At 70.9% G+C, this 17,884-nt stretch carries 16 protein-coding genes; 8 read left to right on the top strand and 8 right to left on the bottom strand.

All coding sequences use genetic code 11. The features are described from left to right. Window positions 1–29: 29 nt before the first annotated feature. The 4 genes from OG883_RS03365 to OG883_RS03350 form a co-directional block, all read right to left on the bottom strand. Window positions 30–1,196, bottom strand: coding sequence for a sensor domain-containing diguanylate cyclase (locus tag OG883_RS03365; protein ID WP_266534732.1), 1,167 nt, complete (start codon window positions 1,194–1,196; stop codon window positions 30–32). A gap of 70 nt (window positions 1,197–1,266) precedes the next feature. Next, window positions 1,267–2,055 carry an enoyl-CoA hydratase/isomerase family protein gene (locus OG883_RS03360; RefSeq protein ID WP_266534730.1) on the bottom strand — a complete coding sequence of 263 codons (789 nt, stop codon included), beginning with the start codon at window positions 2,053–2,055 and terminating at the stop codon, window positions 1,267–1,269. A 415-nt stretch (window positions 2,056–2,470) separates the two neighbouring features. After that, entirely contained in the window at window positions 2,471–3,568 is a 1,098-nt protein-coding gene (locus tag OG883_RS03355; protein WP_266534727.1) for an adenylate/guanylate cyclase domain-containing protein, read from the bottom strand. Between the two features lie 327 nt (window positions 3,569–3,895). Further along, window positions 3,896–4,765 carry a biotin--[acetyl-CoA-carboxylase] ligase gene (locus OG883_RS03350; RefSeq protein WP_266534725.1) on the bottom strand — a complete coding sequence of 290 codons (870 nt, stop codon included), beginning with the start codon at window positions 4,763–4,765 and terminating at the stop codon, window positions 3,896–3,898. A 111-nt stretch (window positions 4,766–4,876) separates the two neighbouring features. Between OG883_RS03350 and OG883_RS03345 the strand changes: the two genes are divergently transcribed. Beyond that, complete coding sequence (locus tag OG883_RS03345; RefSeq protein WP_266534723.1) at window positions 4,877–6,469, top strand: acyl-CoA carboxylase subunit beta; 1,593 nt, start codon at window positions 4,877–4,879, stop codon at window positions 6,467–6,469. Between the two features lie 14 nt (window positions 6,470–6,483). Then, window positions 6,484–6,690, top strand: a complete 207-nt coding sequence (locus OG883_RS03340; RefSeq protein WP_266534720.1) for an acyl-CoA carboxylase epsilon subunit — start codon at window positions 6,484–6,486, stop codon at window positions 6,688–6,690. A gap of 54 nt (window positions 6,691–6,744) precedes the next feature. Here OG883_RS03340 and OG883_RS03335 read toward each other — a convergent pair whose 3' ends face one another. Beyond that, the gene (locus OG883_RS03335) at window positions 6,745–8,064 is read right to left on the bottom strand and encodes an SGNH/GDSL hydrolase family protein (protein ID WP_266534717.1); all 1,320 of its coding nucleotides are present in this window, start codon (window positions 8,062–8,064) and stop codon (window positions 6,745–6,747) included. A gap of 376 nt (window positions 8,065–8,440) precedes the next feature. Between OG883_RS03335 and OG883_RS03330 the strand changes: the two genes are divergently transcribed. From OG883_RS03330 to OG883_RS03320, 3 genes are all read left to right on the top strand, one after another. Further along, a complete protein-coding gene (locus OG883_RS03330) occupies window positions 8,441–9,649 on the top strand; it encodes an IS110 family transposase (protein ID WP_266534610.1) in 1,209 nt (402 codons plus the stop codon). Between the two features lie 120 nt (window positions 9,650–9,769). Continuing rightward, on the top strand, window positions 9,770–9,898 hold the full coding sequence (gene mmpB / locus OG883_RS03325; protein ID WP_266534714.1) for a morphogenic membrane protein MmpB: 129 nt from the start codon (window positions 9,770–9,772) through the stop codon (window positions 9,896–9,898). Between the two features lie 20 nt (window positions 9,899–9,918). After that, on the top strand, window positions 9,919–10,524 hold the full coding sequence (locus tag OG883_RS03320; protein ID WP_266534712.1) for a nucleoside triphosphate pyrophosphatase: 606 nt from the start codon (window positions 9,919–9,921) through the stop codon (window positions 10,522–10,524). Window positions 10,525–10,642: 118 nt separating this feature from the next. Here OG883_RS03320 and OG883_RS03315 read toward each other — a convergent pair whose 3' ends face one another. Then, entirely contained in the window at window positions 10,643–11,104 is a 462-nt protein-coding gene (locus tag OG883_RS03315; RefSeq protein WP_266534709.1) for a hypothetical protein, read from the bottom strand. A 356-nt stretch (window positions 11,105–11,460) separates the two neighbouring features. On the opposite strand from OG883_RS03315, the gene OG883_RS03310 reads away from it, so the two are divergent. Together OG883_RS03310 and OG883_RS03305 are read left to right on the top strand one after the other, a co-directional pair. Then, complete coding sequence (locus tag OG883_RS03310) at window positions 11,461–13,212, top strand: biotin carboxylase N-terminal domain-containing protein (protein ID WP_266534706.1); 1,752 nt, start codon at window positions 11,461–11,463, stop codon at window positions 13,210–13,212. A 460-nt stretch (window positions 13,213–13,672) separates the two neighbouring features. Beyond that, entirely contained in the window at window positions 13,673–14,293 is a 621-nt protein-coding gene (locus OG883_RS03305) for a TetR/AcrR family transcriptional regulator (RefSeq protein ID WP_266534703.1), read from the top strand. A gap of 300 nt (window positions 14,294–14,593) precedes the next feature. On the opposite strand, the gene OG883_RS03300 is transcribed toward OG883_RS03305, so the two are convergent. Together OG883_RS03300 and OG883_RS03295 are read right to left on the bottom strand one after the other, a co-directional pair. Then, on the bottom strand, window positions 14,594–15,547 hold the full coding sequence (locus OG883_RS03300; RefSeq protein ID WP_266534700.1) for a DeoR/GlpR family DNA-binding transcription regulator: 954 nt from the start codon (window positions 15,545–15,547) through the stop codon (window positions 14,594–14,596). Between the two features lie 155 nt (window positions 15,548–15,702). After that, on the bottom strand, window positions 15,703–17,142 hold the full coding sequence (locus OG883_RS03295; protein ID WP_266534697.1) for an NAD(P)H-quinone dehydrogenase: 1,440 nt from the start codon (window positions 17,140–17,142) through the stop codon (window positions 15,703–15,705). Between the two features lie 203 nt (window positions 17,143–17,345). On the opposite strand from OG883_RS03295, the gene OG883_RS03290 reads away from it, so the two are divergent. Continuing rightward, complete coding sequence (locus OG883_RS03290; protein ID WP_266534694.1) at window positions 17,346–17,783, top strand: gamma-glutamylcyclotransferase; 438 nt, start codon at window positions 17,346–17,348, stop codon at window positions 17,781–17,783. Window positions 17,784–17,884 lie beyond the last annotated feature (101 nt).

The raw sequence follows: 17,884 nt of genomic DNA, 5'->3' as shown, positions 1-17,884 counted from the left end.
CGGCTCCTTACGGCCATGTCACACCCGATTCAGGGCTCGCTCCGGGGCTCCGGGGAGTCCCCCGGGGGCGCGCCCCGGAAGCGGCGCCGCTCCTGCGGCGAGCGGGGCGGGGCGTCGGCCAGGCGGATCACCATGCCGTCGCGGCCCGCCACCACCGGCTTCGGGGAGTGTGCCGCCTTCGCCCGGTACTGGGCCGCGTCCGCCAGCCGGAAGAGCCGGCGGGCGGAGCGGACCTGCCCGATCGCGTCACCCGTCGATGCGACCCCGCAGGCCACCCCCTCCCCCAGCTCCAACTCCGTTGCGCGTACGCACAGTTCGTCCGCCACCTGGATCACCTCGTCCGCCGTCGGGCCCACCGAGAGCAGACAGAACTCGTCCCCGCCCAACCGGGCCGCCAGCGCTCCGGGCAGCATCGCCCCGCACAGCGAGAGGACCGAGCCGAAGCGTTCGAGCAGCCGGTCGCCGACCGCGTGGCCGTGGGTGTCGTTGACCTGCTTGAGGCCGTTGAGGTCGCACACCACCAGGCTGACGACCGAGCCGTCGGTGCGGTAGCGCTCGATGGCCTCGTCGAGCCTTATGTCGACGGCGCGGCGGTTGGCGAGACCGGTCAGGGGGTCGGTGAAGGCGAGCCTGCGCACCTCCTCCAGGCGCTCGCTCTGGGCGATTCCGGCGGCCACCACCGAGGCGAGGACGGTCGCGAAGTCGGCATCGTCCCGGTCGAAGACCGGCGTCCCCACCGGCCGGGCCACATACAGCTCACCCCAGGCCCGGCCGTGCAGCACGATCGGCGCGACGACGCAGCAGCCACGGTGGCGGCGGCGCAGCGCCGCCACGCGTTGGTGGCAGTATCCGTGCCCGTCCGACGCCGGGCCGTCCACCGTCTCCACCCAGGCGTCGGGCTCACCGCCGCCCGCCCACTGCTCGTGCAGAAACTCGGTGATCTCCGGGAAGCGATTGACCGGATACGTCTCCGATTCGGGGAACTCCTCCTCCCCGGCAGCCCGTTCACCGGCATTCACGAGCACCTTGAGCCGCCCGAGCCCCCGCTCCCACACGGACAGCGCCGCGAAGGAGCCGCCGAGCGCGTCGCACGCACCCAGCGCCGCCGCCCGCCAGAACTCGCGCGGGGTGTGGGCGGCCGCCATTGCCTGCGCCAGCGCCACCACGGCCCGCAACCGCCGATCCTCAGCCATCATCCCAGCTTAGGGAGGTTTGGCCTGATTCGATCAGTTGGAGCGGCCGGCCCGGATCCCGAGGGCCACGCGGTCACTCGCCGGGCCACTGCGGCGTGCGCTTCTCATTGAACGCGGCAACGCCCTCGGCCCGGTCCCCGGAGAAGGCCACGGACCGCCAGGCCGCGTCCTCCACCTCGAGGCCGGCCCGCAGATCGAGCCCCTGCCCCAGCCGCATCGCACGCTTGGCGGCGCGCAGCCCGACGGGGGAGTTCGCGGCGATCCTGGCCGCGAGGGCGAGCGCCTCGGTCCTGGCGTCGTCGGCGAGCTGGTCGACGAGGCCCAACTCCCGCGCTTCGGCGGCTTCCACGCGCCGCGCGGTGAACACGAGCTCGGCGGCGCGGGCGGCGCCGACCCGGCGGGGCAGCAGCTGCGTACCGCCGCCGCCCGGAATCACCCCGACCGACACCTCGGGCAGTCCGACCACGGCCGTGGCGTCCGCGACGATCAGATCGCAGGCCAGCGCCAGCTCGAACCCGCCGCCGAGCGCGAATCCGTGCACGGCGGCGACCGTCGGCATCGGCAGCTCCAGCACACCGGTGTACGCGGCCCGCGCGGTCGGCCGCTGCCGCACCAACTCGGCATCGCTGAGGGAGTTCCGCTCCTTGAGATCGGCACCCACGCAGAACGCCCGCTCATGCGTCGAGCTCAGGACGGTGACCCGCACGTCCCGGTCGGCGGCGAGCGCGTCACAGGCGGCGCCGATGGAGCGGGCCATCTCCGTGGAGACGGCGTTCATGGCCTTGGGCCGGTCCAGTACGAGCTCCGCGACGTGCTCGTGCCTGCGTACGACGACGAATTCCCCGAACCGCTGCTCGGACATGGCGACACCCTCCCGGTTAACGATGGTTCACCGGATCATAGGCGCGCGCTCACTCCGAGGTCTCCCCCGCGCACCCGCCCCGGAAAACCGGGGGCTCGGGGCACCTCCGTGCCTCGAAACGGCAGCTTCGCACCGGAGCGGCGGCCTGAGGTGCACGCACAGTGACCGCGAGAGCCGGGCAGGACGGGGCAGAGCAGAGCAGGCCTGACCAGGACGGGGCAGGCAGGCAGGCAGGCAAGGGCAGCAGGAGCCGAAGCCGGCCGTCCGCGGCAGCCGGCGGAGTCAGGAGTCATGCCCCCGACGCCGCCCGCAGGAGCGGCGGTGCAGGTGCGAGCAGGACGACGGCGTCGGGCCCGCCGTATCGGCCACCGGCTCCCTCACGCCGCCTCCTGCGAAGGAGCCGTCGCCCCACCTGTCAGGGATTCTCCCGGCGCGACAGCAGCCACGGCTCCACCACACCCAGGCCTCGGACCGGGCGCTGCCACATCGGCTGGAGGGCGAAGCGGTACGAGGGGGGTTCCTCACCCTCCTTCTCCGCCGCGGCCGCCTCCTCCGCCGCCTCGGACTCGGAGAGCGGCGCGTCGCCGGTGCGTACGAGCCCCTCCGCGAACGCACCGTCGACCAGTACGGCGTCCTTCGGGGCTATGGACGTGAGCCTGCTCGCCAGGTTCACCGTCGTGCCGAAGACATCGCCCATCCGCGTGGTGACCGTGCCGAAAGCGATGCCGACGCGCAGCGCCGGCATCGACTCGTCGTGCGTCATCGTTTCGATGAGCCGCAGCGCGATCTCCGCCGCCGTCGCGGCGTCGTCCGCCGCGTACAGCACCTCGTCGCCCAGCGTCTTGATCAGCCGGCCGCCGTGCGCGGCCACGAGGTCGGCCGAGGTGGTCTCGAACGCCTCGACCAGCTCGCCCAGTTCCTCCTCCTCCAGGCGGCGGGTCAGCCGGGTGAAGCCGACGAGGTCCGCGAAGCCGACGGCCAGGCGCCGGTCGACCATCTCCTCGTCGTCGGCGGCCTGGACGACACGCCCCGTCGCGGCGGCGAGCTGCCGCCGCCAGACGTACACCAGGAACTCCTCCAGCTCAGGCAGGAGCAGCTCGACCAGCGGATACGTGACCTCGGTACGGGTCATTCCGGGCTCTGGCGGCTCGGTGAGGCCTTCCAGGAAAGAATCGATCTGCCATTCCGCCAGCCGGGCGGTGGTCTGCCCGGTCGAGCGGGCCACCTGGACCGCCATCGGCTCGCTCAGCAGGCCCGCCTCGACCAGACCGGCGAGCCGGCGCAGGGCCAGTACGTCCGCCTCCGTGAGCGCCTTCGCCTGCCCGATGTCCGCGAAGCCCATGGCCCGCCAGAAGCGGGAGGCGAGCTCCATGGAGACACCGGCGGTGCGGGCCGCCTGGAAGGGCGTGTAGCGCCGCTCAGCACCGAGAATCAACTGCTCCAGCCGGATGGCGAGCGGGTCGTCGGTCGGCTCCGCCGTGTGATCGACCTCGTGGTGCGGCGTCGGATGCACCGCGGACGACGATGCGGCCGACGTGGTGGTCGGCGGCGTGGCCGAAGAAGTGGCCGACGCGTTGGATCCCGCATTGGATCCCGTATCCGATGTTGTCTCGGATGCCGCATCGGATGACGAGGCGGACGCGCCTGAACCGGAGTCCGACGGTGGCTGCGCGCCCGCGCCGGAAGTGGTGTCGTCGACGGTCACCAGCCGCCTCCTGCCCGTTCCGTGCGCACTGCCCTGCCGATCTGTAGCTCGATCGCCTCAACGATACGGCAGGTGTGCCCTAGCTCACGTCCCGGTGGCCCCGGCTCACGTCCCGGTGGCCCGCGGGACCCGAGATCAGCCGGCCGGCCGCAGGTGCACGATGTCACCCGCGCTGATCGGCTGCCGCTCACCGTCCTCCGTGGCCACCACCAGCCTGCCGTCGCCGTCGAGCGCCACCGCCTCCCCGGTGACCGTGCGGTCACCGGGGAGCTCGGCGCGGACAGTGCGGCCGAGCGTCGCGCAGCCCGCCGCGTACGCCGCCTGGAGCCCCGACGGGCCCGGGTCGCCGCCCGCCGCCCGCCAGTCGCCGTACCACTGCTCCAGCGAGCGCAGCACGGCCCGCAGCAGCGGGTCACGGTCGGTCGAGATCGCGTTCGCGAGGGCGAGGGAGCCCGCTGCCGGGACGGGGAGTTCGTCGGCATGCAGCGTGACATTGAGGCCGATTCCGACGACGACCGCGTCCTGGCCCGCCCGCTCGGCGAGGATGCCGCCGGTCTTGCGTTCCTCGCCCTCGATCTTTACCAGCAGGTCGTTGGGCCATTTGAGCGACATGTCGACTCCGGCCGCCCGCGCCAGCCCCGTCGCGGACGCCACTCCGGCGAGCAGCGGCAGCCACCCCCAGCGCTCCACCGGCACGTCCGCTCCGGGCCGCAGCAGTACCGAGAAGAACAGCCCCGAGCGCGCGGGCGCTGTCCAGGTCCGGTCGAGCCGCCCCCGCCCCGCCGTCTGCTCCTCCGCCACGAGGACCGCCCCCTCCTCCAGGGACGCGGCACGCGCCGCCAGGTCGGAGTTGGTGGAGCCGGTCGTCGGCACCACGTCGAGGGAGGTCCACAGCCCGCCGGGCCGGAGCATGGCGCGGCGCAGTGCGGCGGCGTTCAGCGGCGGCCGGTCGAGGTCGGACCAACGGCTCCGGGGTGCACCCTCGGGCGCATTCTCTGGCGTCATGCAAGCCAGATTAGGTGTGGTAAACGCCGCACTGCCGAACGGTATCGGCGCCGATACCCTACGAGTCAGTAGCAACCGACCCCGTGACCAGGCAGGGAGAGCGGCATCCCGATGTCCGAGCCGGAAAAGATCGACGTCCACACCACCGCGGGAAAGCTCGCGGATCTTCAGCGCCGCGTCGACGAGGCGACGCACGCCGGGTCCGCGCGCGCGGTGGAGAAGCAGCATGCCAAGGGCAAGCTGACCGCCCGTGAGCGGGTCGATCTGCTGCTCGACGAAGGGTCGTTCGTCGAGCTCGACGAATTCGCCCGGCACCGCTCCACCAACTTCGGTCTGGAGCAGACCCGCCCGTACGGAGACGGTGTGGTCACCGGCTACGGCACGGTCGACGGCCGCCCGGTCGCCGTCTTCTCGCAGGACTTCACGGTCTTCGGCGGCGCGCTCGGCGAGGTCTACGGCCAGAAGATCATCAAGGTGATGGACTTCGCGCTGAAGACCGGCTGCCCCGTCATCGGCATCAACGACTCCGGCGGCGCCCGTATCCAGGAGGGCGTCAGCGCGCTCGGCATGTACGGCGAGATCTTCCGCCGCAACACCCACGCCTCCGGCGTGATCCCGCAGATCTCGCTGGTCGTCGGGCCCTGCGCGGGCGGCGCGGTCTACTCCCCCGCGATCACCGACTTCACGGTGATGGTCGACCAGACCTCGCACATGTTCATCACCGGTCCGGACGTCATCAAGACGGTCACCGGCGAGGATGTCGGCATGGAGGAGCTGGGCGGAGCCCGTACGCACAACACCACCTCGGGCGTCGCGCACCACATGGCGGGTGACGAGAAGGACGCCATCGAGTACGTCAAGTCCCTGCTGTCGTACCTGCCTTCGAACAACCTCTCCGAGGCGCCGGCCTTCCCCGAGGAAGCCGATCTGGACACGAGCGACGAGGACCGCGAGCTCGACACGCTCATCCCGGACTCCGCGAACCAGCCGTACGACGTGCACACCGTCATCGAGCATGTGCTGGACGAGGGCGAATTCCTCGAGACGCAGGCGATGTTCGCGCCGAACATCGTCACCGGCTTCGGGCGCGTGGAGGGCTTCCCGGTCGGCATCGTCGCCAACCAGCCGATGCAGTTCGCCGGCTGCCTGGACATCAACGCCTCCGAGAAGGCCGCGCGTTTCGTCCGTACCTGCGACGCCTTCAACGTCCCGGTGGTGACCTTCGTCGACGTCCCCGGCTTCCTGCCCGGCGTCGACCAGGAGTACGGCGGCATCATCCGGCGCGGCGCGAAGCTGATCTACGCGTACGCGGAGGCCACGGTCCCGCTGATCACCATCATCACGCGGAAGGCCTTCGGCGGCGCGTACGACGTCATGGGCTCCAAGCATCTGGGCGCCGATCTGAACCTGGCGTGGCCGACCGCACAGGTGGCCGTGATGGGCGCGCAGGGCGCGGTGAACATCCTGCACCGCCGTACCATCGCGGCCGCGGGCGACGCCGACAGCATGGAGGCGACCCGCGCCCGGCTGATCCAGGAGTACGAGGACACGCTCCTCAACCCGTACACCGCGGCCGAACGCGGTTATGTGGACGCGGTGATCATGCCCTCGGAGACGCGGGCACACATCGTGAAGGGCCTGCGTCAGCTGCGTACGAAGCGGGAAAGCCTGCCTCCGAAGAAGCACGGCAACATCCCCCTCTAGGAAGGGACCTGACGATGATCAAGGTCGTACGAGGAAATCCCACCCCGGAGGAGCTGGCCGCCGCACTGGCGGTGGTCCAGGCGCGCGCCGCGGCAACGGCCTCCGCCGCAGAAGGGGTCCCGCTGCTGCCCGAGCAGTGGTCGGACCCGGCGCGCATCGCACGCAGCAGGAGGCCGCAGCCGGGGCCGCGGTCCTGGGCGCGCACGTATTGGCCCTTGTAGGCCGCCTACCCGCGGCTCCGCCCCAGACCTCCCGGGTCTGGGGCGGTGCTCCGGTCAGAGAACCCGGGTTGCCTCCGCCGCCATCCGCCGGTACCCCGCATCGTTGGGGTGCAGGGCGTCCCCCGAGTCGTACGCGGGGTTGATCCGGTCCGCGTCGGCCGGGTCGGCGAGCGCCTTGTCGAAGTCGGCGACGGCGTCGAACTCACCCGACGTACGGATCCAGTGGTTGACCTCGTCACTGACCTTCGCCGCGTGCGCGCCCCAGTGGTCGGAGCCCTTCAGCGGGAGTAGCGTGGAGCCGATGACGCGAAGTCCCCTGGCGTGCCCGGATCGGATCAACTGCCGGTATCCGGCGATGAGTTCACGGGACGAGACGACGGGCGAGGGCTTGAATGTGGGCTGGCCCTTCACCTCGCTGAAGCCGATGTCATTGACGCCTTCGAGGACGACGACGGTCGAGACGCCAGGCTGGTCGAGGGCGTCCCGGCCGAAGCGGGCGGTGCCGCGCTCGCCGTACCAGGCCGAGTCATTGAGGACGAGGTTGCCGCCGATACCGGAGTTGACGACCGGCCGGCCGCTGAGCTCGGCGACGGCATCGGAGTAGCGGCGATCGGTGTTCGGCGTGGAGCCGAAACTGTCGGTGATGGAATCCCCGAAGAGGACGACACCGTCGTTCCCGCGGGGCTTCTCGGCGCCGCCGACGTCGACGCCGGAGAGGTAGTACCAGGACTGGCTGGTGTCGGTGAAGGCCTTCCCGGAGACATCGGCACGGTGGTCACCCTCGGCGCGGTAGGTGTCGGCCCAGGCCTGGGAGTGGAAGGTGGCGGGCCCGGTGGTACCGGCGAGATAGAGCGTGACGGTCACCGACTCCAGTGCCTTCAGGGGCAGTGGGGCGGCGTCGCTGCGGAGCTCGGCATGCGCGGGGACCGAGACGGAGCGCTTCCCGGCGAAGGTGAGGTGCCGTACCGAGCCCTTCTCGACGGCCGCGCCGCCGGCGGTACGGGCGATGGTGGCGCCGGTGATGCGCAGCGGGGAGGTTCCGTAGGCGTTGGAGAGGCGGATCCGGGCCCGGTCGCCGTCCTTGGTGATCCGGACGACCTGGCGGACGGTCTGGCGGGAGAAGCCCTCCTGGGACCAGTTGGGGGTGAAGCCGGTGCTGGGGAGCTGCGGAGAGGCGCCCCAGGCGGCGGTCCACGGCCCCGAGGCGGCAGCCGACGGCCGGGCGGCACCAACGGCCCCGGAGGCCGGCCCGGAGGCGGCAGCGGCGATCAGCGGATCCGCGGGCTCGGCCAGGGGCTCCGTACCGGCAAGAAGAGCGAGACCGAGAGCGACGGCGGCGAGCGGGGCGGCGGTGCGACGGAGGTACGTGTGCATGACGTTTCCCCTTCCACCCCTAATGGGCGGCGAGTTCCGTTAAGGCGTGACACGACAGTAGCAGACCGGGGATTGTTAATGGAACAGCAGACCCGTTTGCGATCGCCACCTAGCCCCCGTTACTTTCTTCGTGGCCCTGAAACGGGGCTCCTGGCCTCCGGGCCCGGCATGACTGTTGCCCCCTGTCGAAGCGATGACCTGGGGGGTGGTGTCACCGGGTCCGGGGCACCGTCTGACCGCTGATGAGAGGCCCGACCGTCACCCGGCCGAGCGCAACGCCCGGCCGTTGAAGGGTGGCAGGTCTGCGTAACGTGGATGCGCGCGCTCGGTGCCGGTGGGTGAGGCCGGGACGGAACGACCACCCTCGGGGGGTGCGGTGCTCGACACCGGTGAAATCGCGGTCTTCCTCGGCCTGGACGTCGGCAAGGGCGACCACCACGGCCACGGCCTGACAGCGGGCGGCAAGACCGTCTACGACAAGCGGCTGCCCAACAGCGAGCCGAAACTGCGGGCCGTGTTCGACAAGCTCACGGCCAGGTTCGGCCGCGTGCTGGTCATCGTGGACCAGCCCGCATCGATCGGCGCCCTGCCGCTCGCGGTGGCCCGGGACGCCGGCTGCCACGTGGCCTACCTGCCAGGGCTGGCGATGCGGCGGATCGCCGATTTGTATCCCGGTGAGGCCAAGACCGATGCCCGCGACGCGCACGTGATCGCGGACGCCGCCCGCACCATGCCTCACACCCTGCGGGCCCTGGAACTGGCCGACGAGACCGCGGCCCAGCTTACCGTCCTGACCGGCTTCGACCAGGACCTCGCCGCCGAGGCTACCCGCACCAGCAACCGGCTCCGCGGCCTGCTCACCCAGTTCCACCCGAGCCTGGAGCGAGTACTGGGGCCCCGCCTGGACCACCAGGCTGTGACGCACCTGCTGGAACGCTTCGGCTCGCCCGCCGCCCTGCGTAAGGCCGGACGCCGCAGGCTCGTGAACCTGATACGGCCCAAGGCCCCGCGCATGGCCGAACGCCTGGTGGACGACATCTTCGACGCGCTCGACGAACAGACCGTCGTGGTCCCGGGCACCGGCACCCTGGACGTGGTCGTGCCCTCGCTGGCCCGCTCGCTGGCCGCCGTCCACGAACAACGACGCGCTCTGGAAGCCCAGATCGGCGAGCTGCTTGAGTCGCACCCTCTTTCCCAGGTCCTGACCTCGATGCCCGGAGTCGGTGTCAGGACCGCCGCCACCTTGCTGGTCACCATCGGCGACGGCACCTCGTTCCCCACTGCCGCCCACCTTGCCTCCTACGCCGGCCTCGCCCCGGCAACGAGGTCCTCCGGATCCTCCATCCACGGCGAACACGCCCCCAGAACAGGCAACCGGCTCCTGAAACGGGCCATGTTCCTCTCCGCGTTCGCCGCCCTGCACGACCCCGCCTCCCGCACCTACTACGAACGGCAAAGAGCCCGCGGCAAGACCCACACACAGGCCTTGCTCCGCCTCGCCCGCCACCGCATCAGCGTGCTGTTCGCCATGCTCCGCGACGGCACCTTCTACGAATCCCGCACCCCCGAGACAGCCACCGCATGACCTGCTCAGGCTTGACGAAGGACATAGAGGCACCCCCCCCAGGAACTAGTCCGTTGGCACGGTCCCGGTTGAGTACCCGTACTCAGGCGGCGGGCGAATCCCGGCAGCAGGATCGGACGCATGCTGTGGTCCGACCCGGAGAACGAGCCCCCCAAAGAACTGCGCGAGACGCAGGCCATGATGCGCCGCGTGGGCCTGGTGCTGGCGCTGGCCATGGTGATTGCGATGTTTGTGGCCGGCCTCCGTTGACAGCCACCTACGATGACCCCATGACCGCTCAGCGCCCCCGCATCGTCCTCGGCTCCGCCTCCCCCGCCCGTCTCAACCTGCTGCGCCAGGCCGGACTCGCCCCCGAGGTGATAGTCAGCGGTGTCGACGAGGACGCACTGAGCGCCCCGACCCCGGCCGAACTGGCCCTGGTCCTCGCCGAGGCGAAGGCCGCCGCCGTGGCCGCCCACCCCGAGGCCGCCGGAGCCCTGGTCATCGGCTGCGACACGGTCCTCGAACTCGACGGCGAGGCCCTCGGCAAGCCCTCGGACGCGGAGGACGCCACCACCCGCTGGAAGTCGATGCGCGGCCGCGCGGGCATCCTGCGGACCGGCCACTGCGTGACCGACACGGCGACGGGCCGCAGCGCCTCCGCGACCGCGTCCACCACGGTGCGCTTCGGCGAGCCGACGGACGCCGAGATCGCCGCGTACGTCGCCAGCGGCGAACCGCTGCATGTGGCGGGCGCGTTCACGCTGGACGGCCGCTCGGCGCCGTTCATCGACTCCATCGACGGCGACCCCGGGAACGTCATCGGACTTTCGCTGCCGCTGCTGCGCAGGCTGCTGGCCGAGCTCGGTTACTCGATCACCGACCTGTGGGCCTAGGCCGGGCGGCCTGAGCGAGGCGGCGCACAGATTCAGGCCGTGGCACGGATCAGGAGGCGGCACGGATTCAGGCCGCGGCACGGATCAAGCCGCGGCACAGATCACGCGGTGGCACGGATCAGGCGGTGGCGGGAGCTCCACTCCCCGCCCCGCCGTCGTTGCCCTTGCCGTCCTCTGCAGCCGGCGCCTCCACCCTGCCGTACGTCACCAGTACCAGCACGATCAGCCCCAGCACCGCCATCATGAACGCGAACGCGCCCCAGCCGACCAGACCCACCGTCAGCGCGCCCAGCACCCCGTGCACGACCGCGCAGGTGATCAGCAGGATCCGCGCGACACGGCCAGGGGCACGGTCGCGCAGGCCCGTCAGCAACAGCACCACGGCGCACGCCGCGAGGTAGAGCCCGAGGACCCCGCCCATCGCCCAGGTGCCGGCCACCATCGCGTCCGGGTCCAGGCCGGCCAGCGACATGTCCTGCTTGTCGACGAAGGTGGCAAGGATGCCGTTGATCGCCACGATGCCCACGGCCTCCACCAGCAGAACAAGCGCGGCCACCACGGCCACCGGTCTGCGCGCCACGGCGCCCCCAACCCTCTGTTACCGGAAGTACGTACGACATCACGAACGCTACTAACGGGTAAACCGACGTACAAGGGTTCGGGCACGCTCGGTCCCTCAGCAAAGAATCATTCGGCCATTCGTAGGGACTCGACAAAGAAACGCGTTCAGCCGAAGGCCCCCTGAACAGAGACCTTGGCCACACCACAGGGCTACTGTGCGAGGGAGGAACCCGTCGTACCGTGGTGCGACAAGGGATTTCGCGACTTGCGCGAGCCTCGAATCACGCTCCGTGTGGGCAAGCTCACCATTGGGGACGGGTCGTAGGACCGTGTCGGCAGTCCCTAAACTCAGCTTGTTTCAAGGAGGGAGCCATCGTGCGCAAGGTGCTCATCGCCAACCGTGGCGAAATCGCTGTCCGCGTTGCCCGAGCCTGCCGGGACGCCGGGATCGCGAGCGTAGCCGTCTACGCCGATCCGGACCGGGACGCTCTGCATGTCCGCGCGGCCGACGAGGCGTTCGCTCTGGGCGGTGACACCCCGGCCGCCAGCTATCTGGACATGGCCAAGGTGCTCCAGGCCGCAAAGGACTCGGGAGCCGATGCCATCCATCCCGGATACGGCTTCCTTTCCGAGAACGCCGAATTCGCCCAGGCCGTGCTCGACGCGGGTCTGACCTGGATCGGTCCGCCGCCGCAGGCGATCCGCGATCTGGGTGACAAGGTCGCCGCCCGTCATATCGCCCAGCGCGCCGGCGCTCCGCTGGTCGCCGGTACGCCGGACCCGGTCAGCGGCGCCGACGAGGTCGTCACCTTCGCCGAGCAGCATGGGCTGCCGATCGCGATCAAGGCGGCGTTCGGCGGTGGCGGCCGTGGTCTGAAGGTCGCCCGCACTCTCGAAGAGGTGCCGGAGCTGTACGACTCCGCGGTGCGCGAGGCGATTGCCGCCTTCGGCCGCGGCGAATGCTTCGTCGAGCGCTACCTCGACAAGCCGCGCCACGTCGAGACCCAGTGCCTGGCCGACAGCCACGGCAATGTCGTCGTCGTCTCCACCCGTGACTGCTCGCTGCAGCGCCGCCACCAGAAGCTGGTGGAGGAGGCTCCTGCGCCGTTCCTGTCCGACGCGCAGAACGCCGAGCTGTACGCCGCGTCCAAGGCCATCCTCAAGGAGGCCGGCTACGTCGGCGCGGGCACCGTCGAGTTCCTCGTCGGCACCGACGGCACCATCTCCTTCCTCGAGGTCAACACCCGCCTCCAGGTGGAGCACCCGGTCACCGAAGAGGTCACCGGCATCGACCTGGTCCGCGAGATGTTCCGTATCGCCGACGGCGAGGAGCTCGGCTACGGCGACCCGGCCGTGCGCGGTCACTCCTTCGAGTTCCGTATCAACGGCGAGGACCCGGGGCGGGGCTTCCTCCCGGCCCCCGGCACCGTCACCACCTTCGCGCCGCCGAGCGGCCCCGGTGTCCGGCTGGACGCGGGTGTCGAGTCGGGCAGTGTCATCGGCCCGGCCTGGGACTCGCTGCTGGCCAAGCTGATCGTCACCGGCGCCAGCCGTGAGCAGGCGCTGCAACGCGCCGCGCGTGCGCTCGCGGAGTTCGACGTCGAGGGCATGGCCACCGCCATCCCGTTCCACCGTGCGGTCGTCGCCGACCCGGCGTTCACCTCGGACCCGTTCACGGTCCACACCAGGTGGATCGAGACCGAGTTCGTCAACGAGATCAAGCCCTTCGCCGTGCCTTCGGACGCGGACGAGGACGAGGCCGGCCGCGAGACCATCGTGGTCGAGGTCGGCGGCAAGCGCCTCGAGGTCTCGCTGCCCTCCTCGTTGGGCATGACGCTGGCGCGGACCGGCCTGGCCGCCGGCGCCAAGCCGAAGCGCCGCGCCGCCAAGAAGTCCGCCTCGGCGGCCTCCGGCGACACCCTCGCCTCCCCGATGCAGGGCACGATCGTCAAGGTCGCGGTCGAGGAGGGCCAGGAGGTCAAGGAGGGCGACCTCGTCGTCGTACTCGAGGCGATGAAGATGGAGCAGCCGCTGAACGCGCACCGCTCCGGCACCATCAAGGGGCTGTCGGCCGAGGTCGGCGCGTCGCTGACGTCCGGCGCGATGATCTGCGAGATCAAGGACTGAGGACCGACGTGTGGGGCCTGCCCGTCGATGAACGACGGGGCAGGCCCCACACGTATGTTCAGGTCGTGCCTGCGGGTGGGCGCGACAGCAGGACGAGTACGAGTGCCGCTGCTGCGATGAAGGCCGCGGCCGCCGGCAGACCGGCCGAGAGGCCCTCCGCCATCGCGTCACGCCGCCCGGAGCCACCGCGCCGCGCACTACGGATCCGTACACCGTGACCAGCGCCGCGAGGCCGAGCGCGCCGCCGACCTGCTGCATGGTCTGCATCAGGCCGGAGGCCGCGCCCGCCTCTCCGGGGCGGATGCCGGTGAGGATGAGGACACTGAGCGGCGGGCATGGCTGCGGTGCCTCCAGGGGACGACAGCACGCGGAAAGGCCCCTCCGATCAAGATACGGAGACTATCTCCGTTTTCGCGATGGCATCCTGGACACCAGGGGCGGACTCAGGGAGGACGGCGTGATGGCGACCAGTACGGCGAGTACGGCGAGTACGACAGCGGGCTCGGCACGCCCCATGCGAGCCGACGCACGCCGCAACTACGAACGACTGCTGACCGAGGCCCGTACCGCCTTCGCCGAGTACGGCACCGATGCTTCGCTCGAGGAGATCGCACGCCGCTCGGGCGTGGGTATCGGCACGCTGTACCGGCACTTCCCCAACCGACACGCGATGATGAACGCGGTCTTCCAGGAAGCGCTGACCTCGCTCCTCGAGCGCTCCCGCGAACTGGCTTCGGCCGAGCAGCCGTGCGGGGCGCTGGTGGAGTGGCTGCGCGCCATCATCACTCATGCGGGTGAGTACCGCGGTCTGGCGCGAGCACTCATGTCGGCCTCGACCGACAAGACTTCGGCACTGTCGGAGTGCAGCGTTCCGATGCGCGAGGCGGGCGAGCGGCTGCTGGTACGGGCTCAGGAAAGCGGCGCGGTACGGACGGACGTATCGATCGGAGACCTGATGCAGCTGACGAACGCGATCGCCCTGGCGGCCGAACAGGACCCGTCGGACCCGGAGTTGGCGGACCGCCTGCTGATGCTGACACTGCGCGGCCTGAAGTCGGAGAACCCCGACCGGGCGAGCTGAGACGCAGCCGGGCCGCTGTACAAGGCCTTCCCCTCCCCGCCCCTTCCCACAGACGGGCAGGCCCCGGACCCCCGGCGCCCCGGCACCCACGCGGCGGCGGCCGCGGAAACGGGATGGTCACGCCTCCACCCTGTCGAGGTGTGCGGTCGGGCGCCCGGGTGAAGCGGGTGATCCGGCGGGCGGAGCAGCCGCACGACGAGGGACCCGCCCCGCGGCAAGGCGTCCGTCACTGCCCCCTCCACCTGCGAAGTCAGTTGAACGGGCCGGCGAGTGGGACAAGAACCCCCGACCCGCCACGCGTCACCGTCGGCGAAGGTCCGCCACCCGCGCCGCCCGCTCCCCCGGCGGCTCCGCCGCCATCGCGCTCCGCAGCTGAGGGCCCGGGCCGCCCCGCGTGCGGCGCTGGCCCGGCAGGGGTACGTCCCGGCGGGGCTGTCGCCCCGGCGGGACTCCCTCACCACCCGAGGCCGCTCCCGCACCCGCCACCGCGATCTGCACCCCCTGGTCCGCCAGGGCCTGCAGCTCGGTGGCCGCGCGTTCGTCGTGCCCCGGCGGCTCATCGGTGACCAGCCGCGTGATCACATCGGTCGGCACCGTCTGGAACATGGTGTCGGTGCCGAGCTTGGTGTGGTCCGCGAGGACCACCACCTCCGCGGCAGCCTGAACCAGCGCTCTGTCGACGCTCGCCGAGAGCATGTTGGAGGTGGACAGGCCACGCTCCGCGGTCAGCCCGCTCCCGGACAGGAAGGCGCGCGAGACCCGCAGCCCCTGCAGGGACTGCTCCGCCCCGCTGCCCACCAGCGCATAGTTGGAGCCGCGCAGCGTCCCACCGGTCATGACGACCTCGACGCGGTTGGCATGGGCCAGCGCCTGGGCCACCAGCAGGGAGTTGGTGACGACGGTCAGTCCGGGGACACGCGCGAGCCGGCGGGCCAGCTCCTGCGTCGTCGTCCCCGCGCCGACCACAATGGCCTCGCCCTCTTGGACGAGACCCGCGGCAAGGTCGGCGATGGCCGTCTTCTCGGCGGTCGCGGACAGGGATTTCTGCGGAAAGCCGGACTCCCGCGTGAAGCCGCCCGGCAGTACCGCACCGCCGTGCCGGCGGTCGAGGAGTCCTTCTGCCTCCAGTGCCCGCACGTCCCGCCGTACGGTCACTTCGGAGGTCTGGACGACGCGGGCGAGCTCACGGAGCGACACGGCCCCGTTGGCGCGCACCATTTCGAGGATCAATTGGCGACGTTCTGCAGCGAACACGAAACTGACAGTAACCCCACCGCCCGATAGTTTTCAGCACTATGCGCCGAATAACAGAAGTTGTGCACTCAAGGGGCCACCAAGTGGTATAGGCGGCCCCATAGTTGATCAATCGGTGCGCGGAGTGCCCGGGGTTCTTCGGGTTTACACCCGGCTCACGCCTCGCCGGACGCCTTCCGAGTGTGCAACTGCCGTGCCACCTCTGCGATCGAGCCCGACAGAGACGGGTACACGGTGAAGGCGTTTGCGATCTGTTCCACCGTCAGATTGTTGTCGACCGCGATCGAGATGGGATGGATCAGTTCACTCGCTCGTGGCGCGACCACACATCCGCCGACCACGATGCCCGTGCCCGGACGGCAGAAGATCTTGACGAAGCCGTCCCTGATACCCTGCATCTTGGCGCGCGGGTTGCGCAGCAGCGGCAGCTTGACCGACCGGGCGTCGATCTTGCCCGCGTCCACGTCCGCCTGGCTGTAGCCGACCGTCGCGATCTCCGGGTCGGTGAAGACGTTGGACGAGACGGTCTTCAGGTTCAGCGGCGTCACCGCGTCGCCGAGGAAGTGGTACATCGCGATACGGCCCTGCATGGCCGCGACCGAGGCGAGTGCGAAGACGCCTGTGACGTCACCGGCGGCGTACACGCCGGGTGCGCTGGTACGGGAGACCTTGTCGGTCCAGATGTGACCCGAGTCACGGAGCCGTACCCCGGCCTCCTCCAGGCCCATGCCGGCGGAGTTCGGGATCGCGCCGACCGCCATCAGGCAGTGCGTGCCGGAGATGACCCGGCCGTCGGAGAGGGTGACCTCGACGCGGTCGCCGACGCGCTTGGCGGACTCGGCGCGGGAGCGGGCCATGACGTTCATGCCGCGGCGGCGGAAGACGTCCTCGAGGACGGCGGCGGCGTCCGGGTCCTCACCGGGCAGCACACGGTCGCGGGACGAGACGAGGGTCACCCGGGAGCCGAGCGCCTGGTACGCGCCGGCGAACTCGGCGCCGGTGACGCCGGAGCCGACCACGATGAGCTCCTCGGGGAGCTCGTCGAGGTCGTACACCTGGGTCCAGTTCAGAATGCGCTCTCCGTCGGGGAGGGCGTCCGGGATCTCGCGCGGGTGGCCGCCGGTCGCGATCAGTACGGCGTCGGCGGTCAGCGTCTCCTCGGTGCCGTCCGCGGCGCGCACGATCACCCTGCGGGAGCCGTCCATCGCCTGCTGCCCCTCCAGCCGGCCGCGGCCGCGCATGACGCGCGCGCCGGCCCGGGTGACGGAGGCGGTGATGTCGTGGGACTGGGCGAGGGCGAGCCGCTTCACCCGTCGGTTGACCTTGCCGAGGTCGACGCCGACCACACGGGCGGCCTGCTCGACGTGCGGTGTGTCGTCGGCCACGATGATGCCCAGCTCCTCGTAGGAGGAGTCGAAGGTCGTCATCACTTCGGCCGTGGCGATCAGAGTCTTCGACGGTACGCAGTCGGTGAGCACCGACGCTCCGCCCAGGCCGTCGCAGTCGACGACGGTCACCTCCGCGCCGAGCTGGGCGCCCACCAGGGCCGCCTCATAACCGCCGGGTCCGCCACCGATGATCACGATCCGGGTCACGAAAAAGTCCGCCTCGCATTGTCAATCCCGGCCCGCCTGCCCGCCCGACCGGGGGTCCGGGGGATGCCCCGGGGGAATGCAGTACGTACTCCATTGTCCCGCACGGTTCAAGTGGCTTCGTCCCCGGGGCACCATCGGGCCGTAACCGTGTACGACTCCGCCGCGCGGGCGGCCTCTCCGTCCCCTCCCGTACCCTCGATCCCATGTCGCTCTACGCCGCGTACGCCGGCAACCTCGACGCGCGGCTGATGTCACGCCGCGCACCGCACTCTCCGCTGCGCGGCACCGGCTGGCTCAACGGCTGGCGGCTGACCTTCGGCGGCGAGCAGATGGGCTGGGAGGGGGCGCTGGCCACGATCGTGGAGGCGCCGCGCTCGCAGGTCTTCGTCGCCCTGTACGACATCGCACCGATGGACGAGGACTCCATGGACCGCTGGGAGGGTGTCGGGCTGGACATCTACCGGCGGATGCGGGTCCGGGTGGACACGCTGGACGGCGAGGAGCCGACCTGGGTGTACGTGCTGAACGGGTACGAGGGCGGGCTGCCGTCGGCCCGGTACCTGGGCGAGCTCGCGGACGCGGCGGAGTCGGCCGGGGCGCCGCACGACTATGTGATGGAGCTGCGCAAGCGCCCGTGCTGAGGCCGGCCAGGCGCCCAGCGACGGTCGCGCGAGCACCCTTCGGCGGTCGGCGCAAGCGCCCGTGCCGAGGCAAGGGCGGGGCTCTTTCGTCGGAAACGACA

Origin of the sequence: Streptomyces sp. NBC_01142 (assembly GCF_026341125.1) — a bacterium.
In the GTDB taxonomy this organism is placed as follows: domain Bacteria; phylum Actinomycetota; class Actinomycetes; order Streptomycetales; family Streptomycetaceae; genus Streptomyces.
This window is presented reverse-complemented; position numbering and strand designations above follow the sequence as displayed.